Origin of the sequence: uncultured Parasphingopyxis sp., from assembly GCF_937129435.1 — a bacterium.
Classification (GTDB): Bacteria; Pseudomonadota; Alphaproteobacteria; order Sphingomonadales; family Sphingomonadaceae; genus Parasphingopyxis.
The window spans coordinates 1-21,134 of sequence record NZ_CAKZNF010000066.1; the positions used below are offsets into that span (position 1 = coordinate 1).

The 21,134-nt window shown below is 61.7% G+C and carries 16 protein-coding genes and 2 pseudogenes; 14 read left to right on the plus strand and 4 right to left on the minus strand.

All coding sequences use genetic code 11. The features are described 5' to 3' along the window. The 7 genes and pseudogenes from Q0139_RS11155 to Q0139_RS11180 form a co-directional block, all read left to right on the plus strand. A partial coding sequence (locus Q0139_RS11155) for an SDR family oxidoreductase (RefSeq protein ID WP_298021685.1) occupies window positions 1–604 on the plus strand: 604 nt, incomplete at its 5' end. Between the two features lie 79 nt (window positions 605–683). Further along, a complete protein-coding gene (locus Q0139_RS11160; protein ID WP_298021688.1) occupies window positions 684–1,769 on the plus strand; it encodes a DNA methyltransferase in 1,086 nt (361 codons plus the stop codon). Further along, window positions 1,766–2,281: a DUF5681 domain-containing protein gene (locus Q0139_RS11165; protein WP_298021691.1), complete on the plus strand. Its 516-nt coding sequence runs from the start codon at window positions 1,766–1,768 to the stop codon at window positions 2,279–2,281. The genes Q0139_RS11160 and Q0139_RS11165 overlap by 4 nt, the downstream gene beginning before the upstream one ends. A gap of 26 nt (window positions 2,282–2,307) precedes the next feature. Beyond that, window positions 2,308–2,451: pseudogene (locus Q0139_RS15550) on the plus strand (DUF5681 domain-containing protein); the annotation flags it as partial. Window positions 2,452–2,627: 176 nt separating this feature from the next. Then, complete coding sequence (locus Q0139_RS11170; protein WP_298021694.1) at window positions 2,628–2,780, plus strand: hypothetical protein; 153 nt, start codon at window positions 2,628–2,630, stop codon at window positions 2,778–2,780. After that, window positions 2,759–3,076 carry a hypothetical protein gene (locus Q0139_RS11175; protein ID WP_298021697.1) on the plus strand — a complete coding sequence of 106 codons (318 nt, stop codon included), beginning with the start codon at window positions 2,759–2,761 and terminating at the stop codon, window positions 3,074–3,076. Before Q0139_RS11170 ends, Q0139_RS11175 begins: the two co-directional genes overlap by 22 nt. Before the next feature lie 370 nt (window positions 3,077–3,446). Next, window positions 3,447–5,399, plus strand: coding sequence for a S9 family peptidase (locus Q0139_RS11180; protein WP_298021704.1), 1,953 nt, complete (start codon window positions 3,447–3,449; stop codon window positions 5,397–5,399). Between the two features lie 155 nt (window positions 5,400–5,554). Here Q0139_RS11180 and Q0139_RS11185 read toward each other — a convergent pair. From Q0139_RS11185 to Q0139_RS11200, 4 genes and pseudogenes are all read right to left on the minus strand, one after another. After that, a pseudogene (locus Q0139_RS11185) lies at window positions 5,555–5,617 on the minus strand (Fe-Mn family superoxide dismutase); the annotation flags it as partial. 393 nt (window positions 5,618–6,010) lie between these two features. Continuing rightward, window positions 6,011–8,344, minus strand: coding sequence for a TonB-dependent receptor (locus tag Q0139_RS11190; protein WP_298021714.1), 2,334 nt, complete (start codon window positions 8,342–8,344; stop codon window positions 6,011–6,013). A gap of 35 nt (window positions 8,345–8,379) precedes the next feature. Next, window positions 8,380–9,324, minus strand: a complete 945-nt coding sequence (locus Q0139_RS11195) for an alpha/beta hydrolase (protein ID WP_298021717.1) — start codon at window positions 9,322–9,324, stop codon at window positions 8,380–8,382. A gap of 91 nt (window positions 9,325–9,415) precedes the next feature. Further along, on the minus strand, window positions 9,416–10,426 hold the full coding sequence (locus Q0139_RS11200) for an AraC family transcriptional regulator (protein WP_298021720.1): 1,011 nt from the start codon (window positions 10,424–10,426) through the stop codon (window positions 9,416–9,418). 586 nt (window positions 10,427–11,012) lie between these two features. Between Q0139_RS11200 and Q0139_RS11205 the strand changes: the two genes are divergently transcribed. From Q0139_RS11205 to Q0139_RS11235, 7 genes are all read left to right on the plus strand, one after another. Beyond that, entirely contained in the window at window positions 11,013–11,564 is a 552-nt protein-coding gene (locus tag Q0139_RS11205) for a hypothetical protein (RefSeq protein ID WP_298021723.1), read from the plus strand. A 128-nt stretch (window positions 11,565–11,692) separates the two neighbouring features. Further along, entirely contained in the window at window positions 11,693–13,204 is a 1,512-nt protein-coding gene (locus Q0139_RS11210) for an HWE histidine kinase domain-containing protein (protein ID WP_298021768.1), read from the plus strand. Between the two features lie 122 nt (window positions 13,205–13,326). Then, window positions 13,327–14,445 (plus strand): endonuclease/exonuclease/phosphatase family protein, encoded by a 1,119-nt coding sequence (locus Q0139_RS11215; protein ID WP_298021726.1) that lies wholly within the window; start codon window positions 13,327–13,329, stop codon window positions 14,443–14,445. A 320-nt stretch (window positions 14,446–14,765) separates the two neighbouring features. Further along, window positions 14,766–15,410, plus strand: coding sequence for an SOS response-associated peptidase (locus tag Q0139_RS11220; protein WP_298021729.1), 645 nt, complete (start codon window positions 14,766–14,768; stop codon window positions 15,408–15,410). Further along, entirely contained in the window at window positions 15,328–16,266 is a 939-nt protein-coding gene (locus Q0139_RS11225) for a hypothetical protein (protein ID WP_298021732.1), read from the plus strand. Before Q0139_RS11220 ends, Q0139_RS11225 begins: the two co-directional genes overlap by 83 nt. Further along, entirely contained in the window at window positions 16,187–17,734 is a 1,548-nt protein-coding gene (locus Q0139_RS11230; protein ID WP_298021735.1) for a DUF6504 family protein, read from the plus strand. Before Q0139_RS11225 ends, Q0139_RS11230 begins: the two co-directional genes overlap by 80 nt. After that, entirely contained in the window at window positions 17,734–21,069 is a 3,336-nt protein-coding gene (locus Q0139_RS11235) for an error-prone DNA polymerase (protein ID WP_298021738.1), read from the plus strand. The genes Q0139_RS11230 and Q0139_RS11235 overlap by 1 nt, the downstream gene beginning before the upstream one ends. Window positions 21,070–21,134: the final 65 nt, after the last annotated feature.

The window sequence follows — 21,134 nt, forward strand, 5'->3', positions numbered from 1 at the left end:
CGAAGTGGTTGGCTTTTCCCGCAGGTCCGAGCCCAGACTTGATCTGCTCGATGAGCAGAGCATCCTCGAGGCGGCGAACACCATCAAGGCAAGGCAATCCGAACTTCGACTGGTGTTCGACGCCACCGGTTTCCTGCATGGTGACGGGCTGTCTCCGGAAAAGGCGCTGAGCGCCGTCACGCCCGATCATCTGGCGCATGCCTTCGCGGTCAACACAATTGGGCCGGCGCTGCTGATGAAGCACTTCCTGCCGCTGCTGCCCAGGCAGGGAAAATCGGTGTTTGCAAGCCTTTCCGCCAAGGTCGGCTCGATTGGCGACAATCAGCTCGGCGGCTGGTACAGCTACCGCGCCTCCAAGGCGGCACTCAACCAGCTGGTCCACACCGCCGCGATCGAGCTGGCGCGGCGCAGACCCGAAGCCGTCTGCGTGGCGCTTCATCCCGGCACGGTCGACACCGGCCTGTCGTCCGATTTTGCAAAATCCGGGCTGAGCGTGCAGCAACCGGCGGACGCCGCCGCCCGCCTTCTGAGCGTCCTTGATCGCCTGACGGCTGCCGACACCGGAGGTTTCTTCGACTACCGGGGCGATCCGCTGCCCTGGTGATCGCCGGGTTTGGCCGGCCGCACCGCCAGTCGGATCCGGCCTTTACCCTGTTTTCACCAGCCTTGGCCTATAAGCAGGCATGACCGAGAACACGACCATCCGCTGGGGTATCGCCGGCACCGGAACAATTGCCACGCAATTCGCCTCCGACATCGGCTTTGCCAGGGGGGCAATCTTGTCCGCCGTCTGCTCGCGCGATCTGGCGAAGGCACGGCAATTCGCCGTTCGTCATTCCGGCGTGGCTTCATTCGGCTCCCTGCAATCGATGATCAGTTCGGGCGAAATCGATGTCATGCTCGCAGAGACGCCCGATCCCGATGACGAGATGATCCCGGCGGTGCCCGAGCATCCGCGTGTCGAGCCCGGCGACATCTGGCAGATCGGCGAGCATCGCGTCGCCTGCGGCGACGGCCGCGATGCCGCGTTCCTGCAGCGCCTCGTCGGCGATGGCGCGACGATCGACTGCGCGTTCCTCGACCCGCCTTACAATGTGAAGATCAACGGCCACGCCAATGCCAAAGGCCGCCACCGCGAGTTCGCGATGGCCTCGGGCGAGATGACCGAAGACCAGTTCCGAACGTTCCTCGCCGATACGCTCGGCGCCTGCGCGAGGGTATCGCGCGACGGTGCGGTCCACTTCGTCTGCATGGACTGGCGGCATATGGACGATGTCACCGCATCGGTAGCGGGCATCTATGGCGACCTGCTGAACATCTGCGTCTGGAACAAGAGCAATGCCGGCATGGGATCGCTCTATCGTTCCAAGCACGAGATGGTGTTCGTCTACCGGGTTGGCGACGCCCCGCACACCAACGCCGTCGAGCTTGGCAGACACGGCCGCAACCGCACCAATGTCTGGGACTATGCCTCTGTGAACTCGATGAGGGGATCGCGGCGCGAGGATCTCGCGCTCCACCCGACGGTCAAACCCGTTGCCATGGTTGCCGATGCAATCTGCGATGTGACGCGGCAGGGCGCACTCGTGCTCGACATCTTCCTGGGATCAGGGACCAGCCTCATCGCGGCCGAGCGCGTGGGACGCGCGTTCCGCGGGCTCGATATCGATCCCGCCTATGTCGACCTTGCGATGACGCGCTGGAGCGATCTCACGGGCAAGGAGCCCGAACTGGTCCATCGCGACGGCGACGGGAAGGCTGCGGCATGAGCGATACGCGGTTCAGGAAGGGCCAGTCGGGAAACCCCAGGGGACGCCCAAAGAAGCGTCGGCCGCACAACTCGGCGTTCGACATCATCTTCGACAAGAGGTTGACGGTCACGCAGAACGGCAAGGAGCGCGAGCTCACGATCGACGAGGCGCTCGAGCTTCAAACGTACCAGGCCGCGCTCAAGGGCAGCCGGATGGCCATCCGCAAGGTGCTCAAAATGATCGAGAAGCGCGAGGCGGCGCTGGCGAAGACGCACAGGCCCGAGGCCCGGGCAATCACGACGGAGGCGCATTACACCTCCGACAATGCCGACGAGGCGATGCGGCTCCTTGGCATCGCCGATGACGATCCCGAGTTCGGGTGCAAGCGGCTCAAGCTCCATGCCTGGGCGACGCAGGCGGCGCTGAGCCGGCCCGGGCGACGGAAGTTGTCGCGCCAGTCGGTCGACAACATCAAGCTGTTCACGTTCGATGCCGAGATGCTGCGATGGCCGCGGGGACGGATCGAATGAGCGGCGACGAACAGATCGGCTATGGGATGCCGCCGCAGGCGAGCCGGTTCAGGAAGGGCCAGTCGGGCAATCCCAAGGGTCGGCCGAAGAACCGGCACCGCACGGCCCCCTATGACGCGGTGCTCGGCCAGATGGTGACCATACGCGAGGACGGGCGCGAGCGGCGGGTGACAGCGCCTCCGCGCGCGCTTCGCTCGAGGCGATCGAGACGGCGCGAGCGGCACGCGGCGGCCGCGAAGGCGAGGCGATCGACAAGATCGTCTGGTCATATGTCGACAGCGGTGCCGATGCGATTGTCGGGACGCTGGGCATCGCGTTCCGGAAATATCCGACCGACAAGGATCGCATGCGTTGGCTGCTCAATCCGTGGATCTTCGAGGCGGCGCTGGCGCGGCTTGGCGACCGGCGGCTCACCGATGACGAGCAGCGCGAGGTGTGGCAGGCGACCCGCACACCGCACAAGGTCGAATGGCCCGAATGGTGGACGGTGACAGGGTGAACGGCGGCGTTGTGTTCTGGATATGGGAATTGGGAGTTGATGGTGTTTTGATGAGGTATGGATCGGTAGGAGGCCAGGAGATGGTAAAGCCAGGTAGAATTACTTGTGACACGTCTGAAGAAGAATTTCTCCGGCGCCTTGGTGGTGCCGTGGTTAAGCACTGGGATGCCATTGATGAAGAGACGCGTAATCGGCTTCTCGGTCAGGCAACCGTCATGATCGACAGGGAAGGAATGGCCTCGGTGCAGCTCCGGGAACGGCTGGAAATCTTTATCGCTAGGCATAAGGACGCGTAGAAATGGCGGCGTGCGCCGCCTCAATTTCACCGCCTAATTGAACGTCTGCTTCGCGCCCTCCTTACGGCCATTGACTAGGTTGCCATCAGCTCCCGAAAGCGGTCACAGCCGCCAAGACCGAGTAATGTCCGCTTTTGCGTCGTTCTTGAGTCTGTTTTCGATGACCGCAAGTGGGGTGGAAAGCTGACGTGGCAGAGGCCAGTGTTTCGCAGCCGTTTCTGGCCGGAAGGAGACTGTCCGCTTTCGGGTTTTTTGATGCGCGAAGCAGGTTCGGATCAGGCACAGCAAGACACGCGTGCGCGGCGCTTCTAGCCGCTGAATATGGATTTCCAAGCGTGAACGATGTACCGAATCTTCGAAAGGTAATGGCATGAACATCGCATTCCAACTCATTGCAGCCGCATCACTTATCGCGGCGCCTGCTGTGTCACTGGCCGAGGACGGCGGTGCCAATGGCACTGTGGCCGGTCAGTCGCACCCCGATGCCGTCCTCGAATATACGGCGCGGCAGTTTTTCGAGACGACAAGCTATGGCATGGCATCGCCGGGGGGCGTCGCCTTTTCCCCGGATGGCACGAATTTACTGATCTCGAGCGATGCGGACGGCGTCTTCAACGCATATCTGCTTCCGTTGGCCGGCGGCGATCCGGTGCCGGTGACGCAATCGACCGACAACGCCACCTTCGCGGTCAGTTTCTTTCCGTCGGACGGCCGCATCCTGTATACGGCCGATGAGGGCGGCAACGAGCTCAATCACGTCTATGTTCGTGCCGAGGACGGCACGGTCACGGACCTGACGCCGGGCGAGAACGTCAAGGCGCAATTCGCGAGCTGGAGCGCCGACGGCGAGACGCTCTACATCTCGACCAATGAGCGCGACCCGCAGATGTTCGACCTCTATGCCTATGAGGCGGACGATTACGAGCGCCGTATGGTGTTCGAAAATACCGGTGGCTACGGCCTTGGCGCGGTGTCGCGCGACGGCCGGTATCTGGCGCTCGTCAAGGAACGGACGAGTGCCGACAACGACCTTTATCTGGTCAGGCTGGGCGAGGATGGCGGAGAGCCGCAGCTGATTACCGGGCATGAGGGCAATATCAGCCACGGTGTTTACGACTTCACGCCCGATGGCGGCACGCTGATCTACGGCACCGACGAGCATGGCGAATTCTACCAGGCTTGGGCGTACGACGTTGCGACCGGCGAAAAGACGCCCCTGATCGAGGCGGACTGGGACGTCAGCTTTGTCAGCCCTTCGCCCTCGGGCCGCTACCGCGTTCATGCGATCAACGCCGATGCGCAAACCCAATTGACGATCACCGATACACGGACGGGCGAACCGGTCACGCTGACGGGTATTCCCGAAGGCGATCTGGGCAGCGTCCGCTTCAACCGCGAGGAAAATCGGATCGCATTCACCGTGTCGTCGGACACTTCGCCCGCCGATATCTTCGTTGCCGATCTCACAAGCGGCGAGGCCCAGCGGCTGACCAGCGCGCTGAACCCGGCCATCGACGAGTATCATCTCGTCAGCGCGACCGTCGCGCGGTTCGAAAGCTATGACGGCGTGGAGATACCGGGCATCCTCTATCGTCCCCACGGCGCCAGCGCGGACAATCCCGCTCCGGCGATCGTCTATGTTCATGGCGGGCCGGGCGGCCAGACGCGGCGCGGATACAGCGCGGCGATCCAGCATCTCGTGAATCACGGCTTTGCGGTCTACGGGATCAACAATCGCGGCTCGTCGGGCTATGGCAAGACCTTCTTCCATATGGACGACCGGCGGCATGGCGATGCCGACCTGCGCGATGTCATCGCCTCCAAGGATTTCCTTCAGGACATGGACTGGATCGCCGACGATCGTATTGCGGTGATGGGCGGGTCCTATGGCGGCTATATGACGGCGGCGGCGCTCGCCTTCCATCCCGAAGTATTCGATGCCGGCGTCAACATCTTCGGCGTCACCAACTGGGTGCGCACGCTCAATTCGATCCCGCCCTATTGGGAGGCGTTTCGCGAGGCTCTGTATGATGAGATGGGCGATCCGGCGACCGACGCCGAGCGTCACCGCGCGATCTCGCCGCTTTTCCATGCCGACCAGATCGTGAGGCCGCTATTGGTGGTGCAGGGGGCGAACGACCCGCGCGTACTGCAGATCGAAAGCGACGAGCTTGTCGAGGCGGTGCGCGGCAACGACGTGCCGGTCGAATATGTGATCTTCCCGGACGAAGGCCATGGCTTCCTGCGTCGCGAGAACCGGATCACCGCCTCCGAGGCGTATCTCGAATTTCTCGAGGAGCATATCGGAAGCGGACGGGATTAGCCTGGCGCAGCTTGGGCATTGTTCGTCCGGCCCGACAGGAGAGGGGCGGAACCAACTGCTGGTTGTCGGCGCTTAAGCGGATCAATGTGCCACCTAATTGCCGCCTAACGCCTCGGAAAGCATCGGGAGATTTCGGCCCAGTTCACACCATTCCACTATCCATCGAGATAGTCGCCGTGCCCATTCTGGTAGATGAGATAATAGGCGTGGTCCCAAACATCATTTCAGAGGATCACCGCGGGCGAGGAGTTGAAGTAGCGAAACGGGGTGGCAGGCCCTCTGTTTCTGGGCATCGAAGCCGACTAGCTGTCCCCGTCAGACAGTCGCCTATTAAACCGGAACCGTCCCACGTGCATTTGCTCCTGACAGGGCCCCTCAAAGATTTTCCTCCTCGTCGTTGACCATCTGATCGTGCCGACTAGCCTCCCTTTTTTAGCTTACTGGCGGTTGCTGGGAATAGCGGGGTGCCAATCAGTTAGGCCTTCGCTATCGTGAGATTACCTCACCAGCGCCCACTTCCACCCGGCCACCCAATAAGCATAAATTCGTTGGAGGCCGTGTGAGCGCGGGCGCTGCGCCCGACCGCAGGTCGAATCCCGCAAACATTATCGCTAAAACCGCATCCGGGCGCTCGCGAAGACGCGCAGGGGGTCGCCGTAGAACGCGGTCAGCACGCCGTCGCGGCCGAGCGTGGATCCACCTGCTGCATTGATGAAATTGTAGCCCGAGACGATGTAGCGGTGATCGGTCAGGTTCTTGCCGTGCAGGCCGAGCTGCCAGTGGTCGTCTTCCGAAGTCCACACGATGCTCGCATCCCAGAGCGCATAGCCGGGCTGGTCCAGCGGGCTGCGCACCTCGAACTGGCTCGTCTCGCTGCGATAGGCGACGGTGGTTCCGAACAGCAGCTCGCCGCCGAATGCGGGAATCGAATAGTCGAGCGTCCCCGACAGCGTCCATTCGGGCGTGTTCTGGAACACGCGCTGATTGGCGACGTCGTTGCCGAAATTGTCGATGAAGACGTCGTACTCGGCATTGATATAGCCTGCCGCCCAGGTGAAGCGCAGGCTGTCCCCTAGTGCGGCGAGATCGCGGCCGAGCCGGGCATTGCCCTCGAACTCGATGCCCCAGATCGTCGCCGCGCCGGCATTGGTTGTGACGCCGACGAACGTGTCGTTGATGCCGTCACCGTCGCTGTCGAAGCCGACCGAACCCGGAATCTGGATATCGGTATAGTCGGCGTAGAAGCCGGCGAGCGCGAGCGTCACCGCGCCATTGGCGAGCGAGCCGCGATAACCGAGTTCATAACTGTCGACCGTTTCCGGATCGAACGACATGAAGTCGTAGATTTCGCCTTGGTCGACCACGCCGTCGCCGTTGAGATCGGGTGCCGCCGTCGTCAGCCCGCGCGGATCGAACCCGCCGCCCTTGAAGCCGCGGCTGTAGCTTGCATAGATATTATGATCGGGCGTCGGCCGGAACGAAACCGAGGCACGCGGCGTGAACTCCTCGAACGTCGCCGAGCCGTTGAAGTCCGACGTCGTCGCGATCAGCAGCGCCGTATCGCCGCCGAATTCGGCGGTTGGGCCGAAGAGGTATGTCTCGCGCAAAACGCGTGAATCGCGGCGATCATGCGTATAGCGGCCGCCGAGCGACACGCTCCACTGGTCGGTGATGTCGAAGGTGAAGTCGCCGAAGATCGACCAGGTTTCGGTGTCGACATTGCCGAAGGTCTTCGCCGTCAGCCCCGGCAGCGGACCGAAGGGGAACGGGATGGCGGCGCCCTGTTCGGCGAGGATCACGTCGAAATTGGTCGTCGCATTGGCGTCGAGATAATAGAAACCGATCAACCCCGCGAGGCGATCATCGTCGTAGACGATCTGGAATTCCTCGGAGAACTGATCGTTGGTATAGATCGCGGGAACATCGACATCCTGCTGCGGCAGGCTGTCGAAATCGATCGGCGTGGAGCTCTCGTCCTCGCGCCAAGCCAGGATGTTGCGCAACCGAAGGGTATCGGTGACCTGCAGCTCGATCGTGCCCGATCCGCCATAGGCCTCGACGCGCTGGCGCGGATTTTCCAGCCCCGCGCGCGTATCGTAGACATCGTCGAGCACTGGCGCGCCGGTGACGAGGCCGGGGATCAGCCGATGGCCCTGGCGCGGATGGCTCCAGTCATCGGTATAGTCGCCGGTGATGCGGACGAAGACGTCGGCGTTCGGCGCATATTCGATCGTCCCGCGCGCCGCGAAGACGTCCTTGTTGTAATTGTCATAGCCGTTGAGGTTGAGGTTCTCGCCATAGCCGTCGCGCGTCAGCAGCGCCGCCGAACCGCCGACGAAAAAGCCGCTGTCGCCGACCGGCAACGCGACCGAGGCGATGCCGTCCATCTGCTGATAGCTGCCGACGCGGATGCGCGCTTCGGCGGTTGGGCTGTCCGCGAGCCGCCGGGTGATGAACTTGACTGCGCCGCCGATCGTGTTGCGGCCGTAAAGCGTGCCCTGCGGCCCGCGCAGCACTTCGATCCGCTCGACGTCGAAGATATCGAGCACCGCGCCCTGCGGTCGGTTGTAATAGACGTCGTCGACATAGAGGCCGACGCCGTTTTCGAACCCGGCGACGGGATCCTGCTGACCCACGCCGCGGATGAAGGTGGTGAGCGTGGTGTTGGTGCCGCGCGAGACCTCGAAGGTGACGTTGGGCACGTTCTCGGCGACCTCGGTGATGTCGAGCGCGCCCTGATTGTTGAGATCCTCGCCGCTGATCGCGGTGATCGAAAGCGGCACCTCGATCAGCGATTCATCGCGGCGGCGCGCTGTGACGACGATCGGCGCGCTCGCGCCGTCGCTTGCCGCCGTTCCGGCCTGCGCGGCGGCGGGCGAAGGAGCCAGCGCGGCAAGCGGCGCAATCGCGGCGCCGAGGAGATAGCGAGTGGTTCGATGGGACATTGTGCCCTCCCTGTTGGACATGATGGTGGTGGAATTCATTGCGACGTCTCGCGAAGGAAATGGCGGACATCGGCGGCGGTCTGCGCCGGAATTTCTTCCTGCGGCGCGTGGCCGACGCCCGGATAGGTGATGCGGCGCGCGTTCGGGATCGCGGCCTCGATCCATCCGGCCTGTTCGAGCGGGATGAGTGCATCCTCCTCGCCCCACAGCACCAGCGTCGGTGCCTCGATGCGTGCGAGATCGGGCTCGGGATCGGGCAGCACGAATTCCTCGAGATGCGCGATAAAGGCTTCGGCATTTCCGGGCTGCGCCATCATCTCCCGGATTTCCGCCTTGCGACTGTCGCTGATCCGTGAGAGGTCCGCGAAGATGTTGGCGAGCGAAGCCTGAAATGCGGGTTCGGGCAGCTGGGTCAGATAGGCGCGCATGGCCGGAGGGACGGGAGCCGGCTCGTCGGTGACACCGTAGATCGAATACGCGCCGCTATCGACAAGGATCAGCCGGTCGACGCGGTCGGGATAGCGCGCTGCAAATCGCCATGCGACAAGCCCGCCGAAGCTGTTGCCGCCAAACGTCGCGCGGTCGATGTGGAGTCTGTCGAGAAGTTCGCGCAGTATCTCGACGCGCTCTTCAGCTGAATAACGCGAGAGCGGATCGGGGCCGGTCATACCATGACCGAGCAGGTCGTAGCGGACGACGCGGTAATCACTCGCCAGCGCCTCGGCCCAGCCGTTCCAGCTCTCCAGGCTCATCGTGAAGCCGTGGAGCAAGACGATCACCGGCGCGCCGGCCGGCCCTTCCTCGCGAACGCGGACGCGGGCCCCGTCGATCGGGATATAGCGGTCGGCAGCGCTCGTCTGCTCGACGGCAACCGGTTCGGGGACCTCGGCGCCCGGCGCGGCGCAGGCCATCGGCATCGGCAGTAGAATAGTCGCCGCGATGGCGGCGCGCGCCCCGTTGAACATCGCTCTTCCTGTCATGCCGGCATCGATCCGGTCTCGCACCCCGCTCTAAAGTCCGGCGCGTGCGCGGCAATGACGCAATCGATCAATTTTTATCAGACAATTTCGCTCAATTGGGCATGGCGGCGCGCCCGTCGCTCGGGCTGCGGCCGGTCCAGCCGCGATAGGCGCGGGCGAAGCTGCGCCCGTCGCTGAAGCCCAGTTCTTCGGCGATATCGGCGATCCGTGCCCCTTGTTGCAGCCGCTGTTCGGCCATCAGGCGGAGCTGCCCGGCGCGGATGTCGCGAAAGTTCGTTCCACGCTCCGCCAACCGCCGCCTCAGCGTCGCGGCGCTGAGGCCGAGACGCCGCGCCGCCTCGCCTTGGTCGTCGATCCCGTCGCCGATCATCGCGGCGAGTTGCGCGGCGAGGTCGGACGGATCGGCGGCGGCGGGCGTGTCGCTGCCGAGTGCGCGGGCGATCCCGCCATAGACGGTGCGCGCGGAAAGCACCGGGCATTGCGCGGGATCAACGGGCCAGCCGCCTGCCTCACGGTCGTAATGCAGTTCGAACCGGTCGGCGCCGTGTGCGATCGGCACGCCCCATTGCGCGAGCGGGCTCGGCCCGTCGGCGAGCCCGCGCCGCGTCCGCAGGCTGTGCAGCGGCAGAGGCCCGCCGCTCGCCCGCGCCGACTGGATCAGGATGTGGACATAGACGAGCAGCGCCTCGATCGAGAACAGGATGAACGGATCGTCCTTGTCGACGGCATAGGGAAAGCCCCGATCGTCGACGATGAAGACGAGCTCGTTCCGCGCCAGCCGCACCCGGTTGTACGGCGCGCCATGGATCACGTTATAGCTCTGCGCGATGATCTCGAGCATCTCGCGCACCGTCGCCGCGCCGCGCAACCTGTCCCGGATCAGGTCTGACGTGCCGAGCATCAGCGGCCGCAGCGACAGATGGATCGCCTCATCCCCCATCCTGAGTGCCAGCGCTTCGCACAATCGGAAATAATCAGCGAGCGGCATTGGTTCGTCGGGGTCGAAGCCCGCTATGGGCGCGCAGTCCGTGGCAATACCGGCGAGCGGTCTCAATGTGCCTGGCGGTACGGTGACGGATGAGAGGCCGAGGGTGGAAGGCATGATGCTACCTTTAGGGGAAGGTGCCAATAATGTCTGCGACCGGAATCATGTCGCGATGTCCTGCCTCCGCCTACCGAAGCAGACTTCCTGCAACTGGGCCGGTAGCGGATTGACGACTTTGACCTATTGGTATCCAAGAGCAGACATCTCAATGAGCCAAGCGGTTGAAGCGGAGGGTGCCCTTCCCCCGACGCCTGAACGAACGGCCGCTTTCGGGATCGCCGTGTCGCGCCGCGAACGACAAATTATAGGGCGAAGACTGACAGCTTTTGGTAATGCACACGATGTCCGTTGCGGGTCGTTTGCTGACCGGCCGGTTTGGTTTCGCGATCCGATATAGCGGCCTGACAGGTTTTCGGCAGGTCGCTGCGATCGCTCAAGTTCGGCTTCTGGGTGGAAAGCTGCCGTTCGATAAAGGCTCGATACCATGCATTGTGCCGCTGAGACCGATCATGTCTGGCGCCCTAGATAAGCGGCCAAGCAGCGATTGTTGTGGCGAGCGGCAAAGTTGACTTTCGACAGCGCTGAACCCGTCTGGTAGCGATAGCGAAATGCCATTTGCGACTTATGTGAAAAGGTGATTCTCGTGCGCTACCTTAATGCTTTCCTTCTGGCACTTGCCGCCCCTTTGCTCATAGCGGCAGCGGATAGTGCCGTTGAGCAACGAGGCGAGCTTTCTGCCCCCCAGGACCATATGGTGCCTTTTGCCTGGATGGTCGGTGAGTGGCAGGGCGAAGGATGGATGCTAGCGCCGAATGGGGAGCGTCTATCATTCGAATCGCAGGAAATAGTGTCGTCAAGACTCAGCGGAGCCGCCTTGCTTGTCGAAGGCAGGCACCATGAGCCTGGCCATTCCGATCGAGTTGTTCACGATGCCATGGCCATGATCACATGGGATGCAGGCGCAAATGAATATCGTTTCCGGACTGCCCTTGCGAACGGGAGGGGCGGCAATTTTCTACTTCAACCGACGAATGAGGGTTTTAACTGGCGTATGGATACGCCTCGCGGGCAGATAGTCTATACCATCGAGCACGATGATGGTGTTTGGACCGAACGCGGGGAAATCATCGAACCAGGAGGCCGGTCGATCGAGATTTTCGGAATGACGTTGCATAAATCCAACGTCTCCGATTGAAGGCTCTTGGGGATGGGTGCAGCCTACCGAAAGACATCCCAAAATCGCCGGGCCGTGTTCTGGACTAAGGTCACCCTTGTACCAAGCGGCAAGCCTCGACGATTCCCTTTGGCGCTTCCTTGAAGCAGGTGTATGTGTTCGAAAAGGGATCGCACATGCGCGCAATAGCAGCCAAGCTGAGCAGCAAGTCTCTCAAAATTGAGGACGCCTACGAACTACTGTCGATAGCTTCGAGATCTGTCGGAAACGATTTTTTTGCAGCCATGGCCCAAGCTCTTGCCGAGCAACTCAATGTTCGCTGGGTTTTGGTTAGCAAGGTATGTCGCGAGAACAGCATGAAAGCCTCCGCCGTCATGATGTGGGACGGGGAGCTCCAAGACCCCTTCGACTACGATCTTGTCGGTTCGCCGTGTGAGAATATTTTTACTCAAGGGGCTTGCGCCTATCCGGACCGATTGCAGGAGCATTTTCCTGCAGACGATCTTCTGTCGAAGATGGGAGCGCACGCATATGTTGGCGTTCCGGTATGCTCTTCCACCGGAAAAGTGTTGGGATTGCTCGCAGTCCTCAACGATACACGAATTGCGAATATTGACACTGCATTGGATGCGATTGAACTGTTCGCCGGAAGGACCGGTGCTGAACTCGAACGCATCGCCAGTACGACGGACAACGAGCGACTGGGGCGGATTGTCGAGGAGTCTCTGAGCGAGGCGTTCATTTTCTCAGCGGCAACCTTCAGGTTCGAGCTCGCGAACAGGGGGGCCCGAGACAATCTGGGTTATTCCATGGAAGAGCTGCGCTTACTTACGCCGTGGGATGTGAAGCCTGAATATCCCGAAGAGATTTTTCGAGAATTTGTTGCTCCCTTGGTAGGGGGCAAGGTTACCCAGCTTCATTTTGATACGGTGCATCTGCGCAAAGATGGAACGACGTACGACGTGTCGGTCCAACTTCAGTATTTTCCGAAGCCGGACCATGTGTTTTTTGCATCGATCACTGACACCACAGCTCAGAACCAAGCGGCGGAGCGAGAGCAAATATTGCTGCGAGAGGTCAACCATAGATCCAAAAACCTTCTCGCGCTCGTTCAGGTGATCGCTCGCCAGACGGCGGCCCGGCACCCAGAAGATTATGTAGAGGCTTTGGAGAGCCGAATAGGAGCGTTGGCAGCCAACCAGGATATCCTGGTTCACAACCATTGGACAGAAATACCTCTCGACGAACTTATACGTTCGCAGCTGGCCCACTTTGATGGCCTGTTTGGTGAGCGTATATTTTTCAACGGCCCGAGGCTATTTGTAAAATCTACCCCAGCCCAAGCGATTGGAATGGCGGTGCACGAATTGGCCACCAATGCTGCCAAATATGGAGCGCTTTCAAACCAAACGGGCGAGATATCCATTTCCTGGTCTTTGTCCGAAGGACCCGTCCCCAAGCAGACCGTATCATTTGAATGGAAGGAAACCGGTGGACCACCGGTGAAACGGGCAGTCAGCAAAGGCTTCGGTACGGCGATATTAGAACGCCAAATGATCGGATTGTTGGGCGCAAAGGTCGAAGTGGTACTTCGGCGCAGAGGGCTTCACTATCGGGCCATTGCTCCGGCCGATCGGGTTATAGAATCAAAACAGGGCTAAGAATGATGAATCGACTTGCATCGATGGAAAGCAGATGCCGAGGATAGACCCACGGATGCGCAGAGCGGTTGCCCACCGCACGGTGCGTGCGTAGAGCAGGCTGAAGCAGGGGATCGTTCACCGTGTTCACTGTGTCGCATCGAACCATCCGCAACGCGGGGATCGTCGCGCTCTGGCTCGTCGCGATCGCCGTCATCCTGGTGACGCTCGCGAGCGCAATCCCGTCCAGTCAATGGTGGTTTCGCATTTGGGACTTTCCGCGACTGTTCGTGATGACGATCGGCGGGCTCGTGCTCATCGGCTTGTTCTTCTGCCGGTTCCGTTTCCGCTGGCCACTCGCCGCAGCGCTTGCTGTGGCGATCGCCTATCAGGCAGGTCATATCTATCCGTATACGATCCTGAGCCCGGTCGAGGCGGAGATGGTCGAGGTCGACGCCGCGACGCGCGAGGGGCATTGTTTCACGGCCTTCAGTCTCAATGTGCTGCAGGACAATCGCGATTACCGTCGCTCGATCGACGCGATCGAGGAAGCGGATGCCGACCTGCTCCTGCTGATGGAAACCGACAGCAACTGGCTCAATGCGGTCCAGCCCACGCTCGCAAGATATCCGCACCGGTTCGAGGCGCCGCTCTCAAACCGCTACGGCATGGCGCTTGCAACTCGGCTCGATGTGGAAACCGCTGAGATCCTCAATCTCGCCGAGCCGCGCACGCCTTCTGTCCATGCCGTTATGCGCACGCCCGCTGGCCGCAGGTTCCGCCTTGCCGCGCTGCATCCCCGCCCTCCGCATCCCGGACAGGACACCGAGGAACGCGACGCCGAGATCGCGATCGCGGCGATGATGACGCGCGATGCCGGCCTGCCGGCGTTCACGCTCGGCGATTTCAACGATGTCGGCTGGTCGGAAACCTCACAGCTGTTCCGCCGGATCGGCCGCTATGTCGATCCGCGCATCGGGCGCGGCTTTTACGCCACCTTCCCGGCCTCACTCCCCGGCTTCCGATGGCCGCTCGACCATGTCTTCTTTACCGAGGAGTTCGCGATCCGAAGTCTGTCGGTCGGCGATCCGGTGGGGTCTGACCACCTGCCCGTCCACACCGAGGTCTGCCTGATCCCTTCAACCGGACGTGCGAACAACCGGCCCGAACAGGCAGAGGCGGATGATGAAGATGACCTACAGGAAACTCTGCGGGCCTATCACGAGGATGAGGTGGTCGAACGCCGCACCGGCCCCGACTAGACAAGCCCGGCCGCGCGATAACGATCGCGATCGAAGCCGACAATCAGTTCACCCGGTCCCTCGCCGACCGGCCGGTTTAGTTTCGCGATCCGATGTTGCAGCCTGACCGCTTCCCGGCCGGTCGCTGCAATAGCCTAAGTTCCGCTCATGGGTGAAAGCGGACGTTGGTCTGATGTGTTGAGTTTGACGGTTGGTCAGCAGAAGTCGAGCCCGGCTTCTGGCGCCTTCCGTCACAAGGTGGTCGTATTCACTCGACTTTTTCGTCTGGTTGGAATCTTGTGGCTTGTTTCTGGTACGCACCCCCAACTGACCACCGATGAATGGCTGATCGCTTTATGTGCAATCTATATCGGACCCGCCAGTCGCTCGATGAAATCGCTCGTTTGTTCAGGGCCGAACTGTTGGAAGAGGTGAGGCAGGCGAATGTCGCCTCGGAAGTTTATCCGGGCACGCCGGGTCCGGTGCTGTTTGTCGAAAATGGCGTGCGAGAGCTCAAGGTGATGAGCTGGGGGTTTCCGCTGACGCGCAGAAGCAAGCGGACCGGCAAGCCGCTAAAGCCGAAGCCGGTAAATAATGCGCGCAATTTGGAAAGTCCGTTCTGGAAGTCGGCTGCCGCAAACCCAGGGTGGCGATGCCTGATTCCGGTGAGCGAGTTCGCCGAGGCCGAAGGGCCGAGCGGTAAGAAGACGCGCACATGGTTTTCCATCACTGAAGAACCCGTTTTCGCGTGGGCAGGCCTTTGGCGCCCGTCGGAAGAGTGGGGCAATGTCTATTCCGGTGTGATGACCGAGGCGAACGATCTGGTTTCTCCGGTGCACGATCGGATGCCGGTGATCCTTGCGCCCGAAGATCACGACAAATGGCTCTTTGGAAGTTTCGAGGATGTGCTGGCGCTACAACGGCCTTGCGATCCGGATCGCATGCAGATCGAACGCACTGATCGACCCTGGAATGCGGGGCGTTGAAAATCCTGCCTTGATCGCGGCCGGGATCAGTGAGAACATAAGCGGAACATTTGCAATCCCGATTCGCAGTTTCGCCGTGACCGATGCCGATACAAAGACCTCGTCCAGAGCCAATGAACCGCTTGCCGGTATTAATGCACTTCGCGCGGCTGATCTCCCTGTCGTTTTGGCTGCAAGCCCCGACCACTGGTCGCCGGAATTGCGTTTGCCTCGTTCGGTCTGGGAAATCTTTTCAAGCAACGATGAGGCATCCGGCGAAGCAATGGCGCTCGCCTTCGCACAACAACAATGCAGGGATCGAGAGCGCACAGATCATTGGCTCTGGGTGCAAGATGCAGCCAGTATCAGGCGATGTGGCCGCCCCTATTTCCATGGCCTTCCAATGGCCTGCCGCTCCGGCATGCTCCATGTCGAGGCGCGTAACGCCGCCGATGCACTCTGGGCGATGGAAGAGGGTGTAAGATGCGGCGCGCTTTCCTTCGTCATCGGCGAACTCGCCAACGATCCCCGGTCGCTCGATTTCACCGCGACACGGCGCCTGGTGTTGGCGTCGGAGCGGCATGGCGTTCCCCTTTATCTGTTGCGCCGCGACGGTCATGCCGACCTGTCCGCGGCACGGCTGCGCTGGCGCGCCGAAACGGCACCGTCCGCCCTACATCCCTGGAACGCTACCGCGCCGGGTGCACCGCGCGTTTCGGCCGAGCTGTTTCGCGGCCGGGGATTGAAACCCGGCCGGTTTCTGCTGGATCATGGGTTCGATCGGGGGAACCGTTCGCATGAGCCGGGCAATCGTCTCGCTCTGGTTCCCGAACTTTGCGATCGACCGCTGGAGCCGCAGCGCCGCCTTAAGGGGTGATTCAGAGGCCGCGTTCCAACCGGTCGTGCTGGTGACGGAAACCGCGCACGGGCCCGTGATCGATGCGGCCAACCCGCTCGCCAGCGAAGCCGGAGCCCGGGCCGGGATGCGGCTTGCCGATGCGCGGATGCTCGCGCCGCAGCTGCTTGCCATGCCTTCCGATCATGAGGGCAATCAGCGAACGCTCGAAAAGATGGCATTGGCGGCGCAGCGCTGGGGACCATGGAGCATGGTCGACGGTACGGAGGATATCCTGCTCGACACATCCGGTAGCGCCCATCTCTTCGACGGCGAAGCGGCGATGCTGGAAAAGATCGAGACATGGTTCGCCATGCAGGGGCATACCTGCCGGACCGCACTCGCTTCCAATACGGGCGCGGCATGGGCGCTGTCTCATCACGGCAAGGATCGCTGCGTGATTCTGGACGAGGAGGCCTTGCCATCTGTGCTGGCTCCACTGCCCGTGGCAGCCTTGCGCATCAATGCCGAAACAAAGCTTTTGCTGACCAGGCTCGGCCTCAAGTCGATCCGCGACCTGATGGCCGTGCCGCGCGAAAGCCTTGTCCGCCGCTTTCGCAACCGGCGCTCGGCAGAGGCCAATCCGCTTGTTCGCCTCGATCAGATGCTCGGCAAGACACATGAGCCTCTCATGCCGCTGATCGATGAGCCGCCGCTGGCGTCCGAACGCCGCCTTGTAGAACCAATCCTGCATGTCGGGTTGCTGGCCCGGATCGTGACCGATTTGTCCTGTGATCTGGCCCGCAGCCTCGAAGCCGAAGCAAAAGGCGCGCGACGGTTGTTACTACAGCTTTGGCGCGTTGATGGTGACATGATCCGGCTGAATGTGGAGTTGGCGTCCCCGTCGCGCGATGCCGACCATTTGTCGAGACTGTTCGAGGAACGCCTGGACGGAATCGATGCGGGATTCGGGATCGATCAAGCTCGCCTCACCGTGATCTGGGCCGAGCCGCTGGGCAGTGCACAGGATCGGCTCGATGCGTCGGTAACGCATGGCACGACGCTTCCCGTTCTGATCGATCGGCTGGTCACGCGACTGGGCAAAGGGCGGGTATCTCGACTGGTTCCGCGCGAAAGCCATCTTCCCGAGCGCGCTCAGCGGCGCGTCTCTCCGGATGGACGACCAGCGACCGGGCAATATGACTTCGGTTTTCATGAAAGGCCGCTCAAGCTGCTCGATAGGGCAGAACCGATCACCGTCATCTATGCGACACCAGAAGGGTTGCCACGCCGCTTTCGCTGGCGCGGTGCATTGCATGACATCGCCAAGGCCGAAGGGCCGGAACGCATCGCCCCTGAATGGTGGCGGCAGCGCTCGGCGACCCGGCTGCGCGATTATTATCGCATCGAAGATGAAAAGGGCCGCCGCTACTGGATTTACCGCTACGGCCTGATCGGTGACGGGCGTGGCGGTCCGCCCGACTGGTATCTGCATGGGTTTTTCGCCTGATGCCTGACCACCCGCTGACACCGGACCGCCGCACGCTCGCGCGTCTCTCCGATGAGGGTTTCACCGGCAATCCTCGCGCTGATTATGTGGAACTGGGCGTCACGAGTTGCTTCTCCTTCCTGCGCGGCGCGTCCGATGCGGTCGATCTGGTGCTGACGGCGTTCGGACTCGGTTATGACGCGATCGGTGTTGCGGATCGCAACACGCTGGCCGGTGTCGTGCGCATTCATGCTGAAGCCAAGACCGCGAAAATACGGCCGGTTATTGGTTGCCGGCTGGTCACTGTCGAAGGCTGGCATTTCCTCGCCTATCCAAAAGACAGGGCCGCCTATGGCCGCCTTTCGGCGCTGCTTTCGGCAGGTAAGATGGCGACGCTTGACGGCGAGTGGCAGGACAAGGGCGAAACGCATATCGACCTTGCCATGCTCGCCGGGCATGCCGAGGGCATCCAGCTGATCCTGCTGCCGCCGGAAAAGCTCGACCAGGTGTTCGAGACGGCGCTGACCGATTTGGCCGGGCGCCTGCCAACCCTGCGCCACCTTGCTGCCGCCTATCTCTATCGCGGCAGTGACATCGCGCGAATCAACCGGCTCGATACGCTCGCCGAAGCAAGCGGCCTTTCCCTGCTCGCCACCAACGATGTGCACTACCACGCGCCGGAGCGGCGCCCCTTGCAGGACGTGATGAACTGCATCCGCGAAAAGACGACGATCGCCAGGGCAGGTCTCCTGCTCCATGCGAATGCCGAGCGGCATTTCAAATCGCCGGACGAGATGAACCGATTATTTGCGAAATGGCCGCACGCCATCGCGGCCACCCGCGAAGTCGCAGATGCCTGTGCCTTCAGCCTCGACGAGCTGGCCTACGAATATCCCGACGAACCCATCCCGAAGGATCGCACGCCGGACGAACAGCTTACCGCACTGGCATGGGAAGGTGCGAACGGGCGCTATCCCGATGGTGTACCCGACAAGGTGAAACGCCTGATTGATCGCGAACTGACGCTGATCGGCAAGCTCGACATTGCCCGCTATTTCCTCACCATCAAGGACATCATCGATTTCGCTCGTGGCTGCGATCCGCCGATCCTGTGTCAGGGGCGTGGGAGCGCCGCCAACTCGGCCGTTTGCTATTGTCTCGGCATCACCGCCGTCGATCCCGACGAGCATGAGCTGCTGTTCGACCGCTTCATCTCCGAAGAGCGCAAGGAGCCGCCCGACATCGATGTCGATTTCGAGCATGAAAGGCGCGAGGAAGTCATCCAGTATATCTACCGGCGCTACGGCCGACAGCGTGCGGGGCTGTGCGCCACTGTCATCCACTACCGTCCGCGCATGGCGATCCGCGAGGTCGGCAAGGTCATGGGGCTGTCCGAGGACACGACCGCCGCACTGGCTCGCACCGTGTGGGGCAGCTACGGCAAGGAAATCGGCGAAAAGCACGCTGCCGAGGCCGGGCTCGACATGGCCGATCCGCAACTGCGCCGCGTCATGAAGCTGACCGAACAGATGATCGGCATGCCGCGCCACCTCTCACAGCATGTCGGCGGCTTCATCCTGACCCAGGGGCCGCTGACCGAAACCGTACCGATCGGCAACGGCGCGATGCCTGAACGCAGCTTCATCGAATGGGACAAGGACGACATTGACGAGCTCGGCATCCTCAAGATCGATGTGCTGGCGCTGGGGATGCTGACCTGCCTGCAAAAGGGCTTTGACCTGCTACGCGCACATCACGGCCGCGACCTGACACTGGCGACCTGCCCTCGCGAAGACCCGCGCGTCTATGACATGCTGGTCAAGGGTGACAGCCTTGGCGTATTCCAGGTCGAAAGCCGCGCGCAGATGAACATGCTGCCCCGGCTGAAGCCGCGCCGTTTCTACGATCTCGTCATCGAGGTGGCGATCGTCCGGCCAGGCCCGATTCAGGGCGACATGGTCCATCCCTATCTGAAGCGCCGAAGGGGCGAAGAGCCGGTCGCCATCCCGAAGCCGGCGCCCGAACATGGTCCGCCCGACGAACTCTCCTCGATCCTCGAACGCACGCTGGGGGTCCCGATCTTCCAGGAGCAAGCGATGAAAATCGCGCTCGATGCGGCGAAATTCTCCAGCATCGAGGCCAACCAGCTGCGCAAGGCAATGGCGACCTTCCGTTCGCGCGGCATGGTCGACGAATTGCAGGACAAGATGGTCGGTCGGATGATCGAGCGCGGCTACGATCCCGACTTTGCCGAACGCTGTTTCAACCAGATACGCGGTTTCGGCGAATATGGCTTTCCCGAAAGCCATGCCGCGAGCTTCGCTCATCTCGTCTATATTTCGAGCTGGATGAAATGCCATTACCCGGCCGTCTTCGCCTGCGCTCTGCTGAATTCGCAGCCCATGGGCTTTTACGCACCCGCGCAGATCGTTCGCGATGCGGGCGAACACGGCGTCGAGATACGCGCCGTCGATGTGAATCACAGCAACTGGGACAACCGGCTGGAGGACTTCGTCGAAGGCAACGATCAGCCGCCCATGCGCTTGGGCTTTCGTCAAGTCGATAGCATGCGCGAAGTCGCCGCCGCCTATCTCATCACGGAGCGTGATGCGAACGGTGCTTATCAAAGTGTGGCCGAATTGCAGGAGCGGGCAAAACTTGCGCCGAGCGTGATTGAACGGCTCGCTGCTGCCGATGCCTTCCGTTCAATCGGCCTCGATCGACGACAGGCTCTTTGGGATGCGCGCGCGCTACAGCCAGCCATCGACCTGCCGCTCTTCCTGGCCGCCGAGACCCGCGACGAAGGTGAGGAGAGATTGCGCCACCAACTGCCCGATATGCCGCTGTCAGAGCATGTGGTCGCGGATTACCAGACGACCCGCCTGAGCCTCAAAGCGCATCCATTGCAGTTTTTTCGCGATGAATTGAGCGCATGCGGCTTTACCGCAAGTCGCAACCTGCGCGGCAAGAATTTCCATGCAGCGGTGAAAGTCGCCGGCGTCGTACTGATCCGGCAGCGGCCGGGCAGCGCAAAGGGTGTTTGCTTCATCACACTCGAAGATGAGACCGGCGTCGTGAACCTGGTCATATGGCCCGACATCATGGAGCGATACCGGAAGGTCATCATGGGCGCACGGCTGATGGAAGCGACCGGCCGGCTGGAGATGGACGACGAGGTTCTGCATGTCATCGTCGACAGCATGGAAGACGCGACCTGGCGGCTCTCGGCGCTGAGCGACGACATGCTCACCCCGCAAATCTCCCGTGCCGACGAAGTGAGCCGCCCGTTGCGATCTCCGCAACCAAGCCATCCGCGCAACGTTCGCATTCTGCCAAAAAGCAGAGATTTCCATTGAAAATCTGGCACACCTTCTTTGTCCGCAATTGGACAGTTTGCTGACCGGCCGGTTTAGTTTCGCCA